This is a genomic window from Glutamicibacter sp. AGC46, assembly GCF_053543715.1.
On the sequence record NZ_JBLVOJ010000012.1, the window covers coordinates 370,808 to 376,896 of the forward strand.

Annotated in this window: 5 protein-coding genes and 1 rRNA gene; 5 read left to right on the forward strand and 1 reads right to left on the reverse strand. The window is 60.0% G+C overall.

All coding sequences use genetic code 11. The annotated features are described in order from the left end of the window. Positions 1-35: 35 nt before the first annotated feature. Positions 36-575 carry a hypothetical protein gene (locus ACNPM8_RS09965; protein ID WP_105658783.1) on the reverse strand — a complete coding sequence of 180 codons (540 nt, stop codon included), beginning with the start codon at positions 573-575 and terminating at the stop codon, positions 36-38. 353 nt (positions 576-928) lie between these two features. Here ACNPM8_RS09965 and ACNPM8_RS09970 point away from each other — a divergent pair, with 353 nt between their 5' ends. The 5 genes from ACNPM8_RS09970 to ACNPM8_RS09990 all read left to right on the forward strand — a co-directional run. Further along, positions 929-1,414 (forward strand): CarD family transcriptional regulator, encoded by a 486-nt coding sequence (locus tag ACNPM8_RS09970; RefSeq protein ID WP_038993823.1) that lies wholly within the window; start codon positions 929-931, stop codon positions 1,412-1,414. Positions 1,415-1,533: 119 nt separating this feature from the next. Further along, positions 1,534-2,760 (forward strand): 2-C-methyl-D-erythritol 4-phosphate cytidylyltransferase, encoded by a 1,227-nt coding sequence (ispD, locus tag ACNPM8_RS09975; RefSeq protein WP_448939775.1) that lies wholly within the window; start codon positions 1,534-1,536, stop codon positions 2,758-2,760. Between the two features lie 87 nt (positions 2,761-2,847). Then, positions 2,848-4,299 (forward strand): cysteine--tRNA ligase, encoded by a 1,452-nt coding sequence (gene cysS, locus ACNPM8_RS09980; protein WP_105658781.1) that lies wholly within the window; start codon positions 2,848-2,850, stop codon positions 4,297-4,299. Positions 4,300-4,349: 50 nt separating this feature from the next. Further along, positions 4,350-5,297 (forward strand): 23S rRNA (guanosine(2251)-2'-O)-methyltransferase RlmB, encoded by a 948-nt coding sequence (gene rlmB / locus ACNPM8_RS09985; protein ID WP_105658780.1) that lies wholly within the window; start codon positions 4,350-4,352, stop codon positions 5,295-5,297. Between the two features lie 560 nt (positions 5,298-5,857). Then, positions 5,858-6,089 (forward strand): 16S ribosomal RNA (locus ACNPM8_RS09990); the annotation flags it as partial.

Consider the following 6,089-nt stretch of genomic DNA (forward strand, 5'->3'; position numbering starts at 1 on the left):
CCCCCCCGAGGCTCTTGTTTTGTCTTGCGCGAAGCTTAGTGGCCCGAAGTGGAGTGGGTCTCTTCTGGAATCAGGTGCTCGGTAACCGACTGGTCAGCACCGCCTGGTACGAAGTCGCGGTATTCAGCCAGGGTGCCATCGACAACTGGAACGCTGAATTCCACGTTCTCACCGGCAACGGTGAAAACCGAGTCGGCGTGTTCGCCGGCTGCAATGCCCATGTTCTTGATGATCTGCTGGTTCTTGTCTTCTTCAAGCTTGATGGTGCCGTCTGCAGGAACCTGGATGGAGACAGGTGCTGCGTTGTCAGCCTTGACCGACAGGGTCAGCGCGGAATCGCCGGCGTTGACTACGGAGCCGATCAGGCGGGCTTCAGTGTCGTCGCTGTTGGTGACGAACATCAGGTTGCGGACCTTTGCGTCTGCGACATCGACGTTGACGCCATCGCTGGCGGCGTAGTCGGTGTTGGTGGCCTGCTCGTTGATGGCGCCACAGCTGGTGACACCGAATGCCAGGGCAGCCACAGCGAGGGACGCGGCAATGCGACGTCCAGCGGTCATGCGTGCGGTGATCACGACACTAACTCCTCGGTGAGAAAAATGAGTTGCTTCGGTTCGTGGTCTGCTTAACCGAATGCACCTAGGGCAGGCGCAATCGAAAATTGGACCACGATTACCTCTAAGCCTAGCTGTTTTTCACGCAAAGACGCGATTTAGCGACGTGCAACACACGCATTTCGACAAGTTGTAGACAACCGATGCGGGGAAGGGAGTTGGTGCGCAGTCGACTGCCCTACCTTCTTCATAGCATGTTTCTCTTGCAAGTGGAAGAGGCATTTCCGCGTGAATTCGCGGTTATATGGGGCACAGTCGCAGGATCCGGAATAGCAAACATGGTAGACTAGGGCGTGGGAAAGGGGTTTATCCACATGGTTTTTGAGGTTGGCGAGACTGTTGTCTACCCGCACCACGGTGCCGCGATGATCGAAGAGATCAAGATGCGCAAGATCAAGGGCGAAGAGAAAATGTATCTCAAGCTCAAGGTGGCTCAGGGCGACCTGACCATCGAGGTTCCTGCTGAGAACGTTGATCTTGTTGGCGTACGTGACGTGGTAGGTCAGGAAGGCTTGGACCATGTGTTCGATGTCCTTCGTGCTGAATTTACCGAAGAGCCGACCAACTGGTCGCGCCGCTACAAGGCAAATGTCGAGAAGCTCGCTTCCGGCGATGTCATCAAGGTTGCAGAAGTAGTCCGCGACTTGTGGCGCCGAGAAAATGACCGTGGTCTGTCGGCAGGCGAAAAGCGCATGCTGGCAAAAGCTCGCCAGGTATTGATCAGTGAATTGGCCTTGGCCAAGGATCTGGACGAGGCCAAGGCAGAAGGCCTCTTGGACGAGGTTCTGGCTTCGGCTTAGCCCCGTTCCGGTAACGCATCGCCGTGAAACGCTCCCAAGCGTTTCACGGCTTTTGGCGTTAAAGCGGCCAAGGCCGAACCGCGCGGCACGATAAGCTGGGCGCTGTGAAGCAAAGCGAAGTGCATAACTCAAGCCTGATCCTCGTGGCTGCTGGAATGGGAACCCGCCTCGGCGCTGGCCTTCCCAAGGCGATGGTCCAGGTGGCCGGAAAATCCCTGGCTGAACATGCCGTGGACCGGGCGCTGGGAATTCCGCAGATCACCGAAATCATCGTGGTTACCCCGCCGCAGGACGAACGCCTGGCCGCGGCCATGGCGCAGTACGGGGACAAGGTGCGCACCGTGCCCGGTGGCGCCAGCCGCGCCGCGTCGGTCCGTGCCGGCTTGGCTGTAGCCAGTTCCGCCGCCACCAACATTCTGGTCCATGACGCCGCCCGTGCTTTTGCCCCGGCGAAGCTGCATGAACAAGTGCTTGGCGCTCTGGCCGACGAGCAGTGCAACGCCGTCATCCCGGCGCTGAACGTCGCCGACACCATCTGCGTGGTGGAGCTCGATGCCGCCGGCGAGCACGAAATCATCAAGGAAACCCCGGCACGTTCCATCCTGCGCGCGGTGCAAACCCCGCAGGGCTTTGACGCGCAGCTGTTGCGCGATGCCCATGCCCAACTGGATGGCTGCACCGAGGCAGAACTGGAGAAGGTTACCGACGACGCGTCGATCGTGCGGGCTTTCGGAGCCGAAGTCCATGTGGTGCCGGGATCGCAGCAAGCCATGAAGGTCACCTATCCCGGAGATCTCGACGCGGCAGGCAAGCTCGCGGCGAACCAGCCCGCGGCCACCCCAAGCGCAAAGGAAGAAACCATGATCCTGCCACGAGTCGGCAACGGCATCGATGTTCACGCGGTCAGCGAAGACCCGACTCGCGAAATGTGGCTGGCAGGACTGCACTTCCCGGAAGACACCGGGCTTTCGGGCCACTCCGATGGCGACGCGGTAGCGCACGCGGCCTGCGATGCGCTGTTCTCCGCGGCGGGCATTGGCGATCTGGGCACGCACTTCGGGGTGGACCGACCGGAATTCGCCGGGGCCAGCGGTGTGAGCCTGATTGCAGAAGCCGCCCGCCTGGTGCGGGAGGCGGGATTCGAAATCGGCAATGTCGCGGTGCAGTTCGTTGGCCGCCGCCCGCGCTTTGCCGCGCGCCGCGAAGAAGCCAGCAAAGTGCTGAGCGAGGCTATCGGCGCCCCAGCCAGCGTCATTGCGACCACCAGCGACGGGCTGGGCTACGAGGGGGAAGGCAAGGGCGTGACAGCCTATGCCACCGCACTGGTCTACCCGGTATCGGGCTAGGCCCCTTGGCGCAACCGCGGGGCTTCGATCATCGAGAGTGTCACAAGTGAAGTACAAAGGGTGCATCCATCGGATAACCTTAAAGGCGTGAGCCTGCGATTCTATGACACCAAAACAGCATCCGTACGCGACTTCCAGCCATTGGCGGAAGGCGAAGTCAAGCTGTACTACTGTGGCGCCACCGTGCAGGGCATGCCGCACGTGGGCCACGTCCGCAGCGCCATTGTCTTCGACCTGTTGGTGCGCTGGCTCGAATACCGCGGCTTTGCCGTCACCACCGTCCGCAACGTGACCGACATCGATGACAAGATCCTGGAGAAGTCGGCGAAATCCTTCGCCGAGGACTTCGAGGCGGATGCCCATTACAAGCCGCGCGAAGAATGGTTCGCCCTGGCGTACCGCTTCGAGCAGGAATTCGCACGGGCCTACGAGGCTCTGGGTGTCCAACGCCCGACTTACGAGCCCCGCGCGACCGGCCACATCACCGAAATGCATGAGCTGATTGCACAGCTGATCGAACGCGGTCATGCCTACCCGGCGGCCGACAGCTCCGGAGATGTCTATTTCGACGTGCGCTCTTATGAGCAGTACGGCGCACTGACCCGCCAGAAGATCGAAGATATGCAGGACGCGCCGGATTCGGATCCGCGCGGCAAGAAGGATCCACGCGACTTCGCGCTGTGGAAGGGCTACAAGGGCACCGATCCGTTGACCGCTTCCTGGCCAAGCCCCTGGGGACGCGGCCGCCCGGGCTGGCACCTTGAGTGCTCGGCGATGGCTGGCAAGTACCTGGGCAGCGAATTCGACATCCATGGCGGCGGACTGGATCTGCGCTTCCCGCACCACGAGAACGAAATGGCCCAGTCCAACGCGGCTGGCCACGGCTTTGCAAACTTCTGGATGCACAACGGCATGGTCACCTATGAGGGTGAGAAGATGTCCAAGTCCATTGGGAACACCATTTCCCCGGAAGAAATGCTCGCGCTGGCCGACGCCCGCGTGGTGCGCTACTTCCTGGGCCAGGCGCAGTACCGTTCGATGCTCGACTACCGCCCGGACTCGCTGACCGAAGCGGGGGCAGCGGTCGAACGCATCGACACCTTCATCTCCAACGCGCGCTACCGCCTGGGTGCCGTCGCCGAGTCGATCGTGGCCACCGGGGTTCCGGAAGCTTTCGGCACCGCGATGGATGATGACCTGAACGTTCCAATGGCGCTGGCCGCGCTGCATGAAACCGTGCGGCTGGGCAATGCATCCTTGGATAGCCGTGACGACGCTGCCACTGCCAAGGCCTTGGGCCAGGTCTTGGCCATGACCCAGGTATTGGGCCTGGATGATGCCGGCAGCAATGAAAGCTCGAAATCTTCTGCAGAGCACGCAGCCCTGGATCAGCTGATCCAGGCCCAGTTGGCTGAACGCGCCGAAGCACGCGCTGCCAAGGACTGGGCACGCTCCGACGCCATCCGCGATGCGCTGGCATCCGCTGGCATTACCGTGGCGGACTCGGCCGATGGCGCTCGCTGGACTCTGGACAACTAGTCGCGAACACGCGCGGCACCAACGAACTCAAAACTAAAGGACATGAACCAATGAACAAAAAGGGCCCAACCAAGGGTAGTGGTGGCAAGGGACGTCGTTCCCTCGAGGGCAAGGGCCCGACCCCCAAAGCGGAGGACCGCCCGTACCACAAGGCTTACCGTGCCAAGCAGCTCTCTGAGCGCTCGGCCGCCAAGCGCAGCACCGGCCGTCGAACCGACCGCATCAAGGTCAACGCCGAGTTCGTCACCGGCCGCAACTCCGTCGTTGAGGCGCTGCGCGCCGGCATCCCTGCCAAGGCGCTGCACGTTGCCATCCGCATCGACGTCGATGACCGCGTCCGCGAATCCCTGAAGCTGGCTGCCGAGCTGGGCATCCCGCTGATGGAAGCATCCAAGCCCGAGCTCGACCGCATGACCGATGACGCGATCCACCAGGGCATGGCCCTGCAGATCCCGCCATACGAATACAAGGATGCAGTCCAGCTGGCTACCAAGGCCATCAAGGACTTCGACAAGGGATACACCCGGACCCAGCCGCTGTTCCTGGCACTGGATGGCATCACCGACCCGCGTAACCTGGGTGCGATTGTCCGTTCGGCCTCGGCCTTCGGCGCAGACGGCGTGATCATTCCAGAGCGCCGCAGCGTCGGCATGACCGCTTCGGCATGGAAGACCAGCGCCGGTGCAGCTGTACGCGTACCAGTAGCCAAGTGCAGCAACCTGACCAGCGCACTGAAAGAAATCAAGGCTGCTGGCATTTTCGTGATCGGCCTCGACGCCGGTGGCGACATGGAGCTTCCGAACTTCGAATTGGCTACCGGCCCGCTGTGCATCGTGGTTGGTTCCGAAGGCAAGGGCCTGTCCCGGCTGGTCCGCGAAAACTGCGACGCCATCGTTTCGATTCCAATCGACTCGGCAATGGAATCGCTGAATGCTTCGATGGCTGTTGGCATCTCGCTCTACGAGGTATCGCGTTTGCGCGCTGGACAGTCCAAGTAGTCTCCAAGCACCGTGAAGGGGCCATAACTTTGCCAAGGCAAGTTATGGCCCCTTTTCATTGGGGTGACCTGCTTCATAACAACAATTTTCCGTTGTTTTTAGCCGATATTCACCTTGGACCGCAGGGAATCCGCATGATTCCGGGGATTCTGCGCAGGAAAGCATGGAAACTGGCCGATTTTGCGTCGTGGCGGAACCCGTGTAGAGTTTTATCTCGCGCCGCTGATCCGGACAGCCTGAAAGGGCGAAACGGAAACGGCGGGGTGAACAAGACTGAAACGTCGAGTTGACAACAGTCAACTTGGTGGTAAGCTTGTAAAGTTGCTCCGGAGCGAAGCAGTCATCGAAGGATTGGTGGTTGTGGTGTCGAGAGTGTTTGTTGTTTGAGAACTCAATAGTGTGCCAAGTTTGTTGATACCGAATATTTTTATTTGGTGAATACATAACATTTGCTTGAGGCATTGCACCCCCGTGCAGTGTTCTTGAGTGTTTTATTATTCGCCAGGACTTCATTGGCTTCGCCCTTATTTTCCAAGGGGTTGCCGGTGGCTTTTTATTTTTTTATGGAGAGTTTGATCCTGGCTCAGGATGAACGCTGGCGGCGTGCTTAACACATGCAAGTCGAACGATGAAGCCCAGCTTGCTGGGTGGATTAGTGGCGAACGGGTGAGTAACACGTGAGTAACCTGCCCCCGACTCTGGGATAAGCCCGGGAAACTGGGTCTAATACCGGATATTACCTTTGACCGCATGGTTGTTGGTGGAAAGATTTATCGGTGGGGGATGGACTCG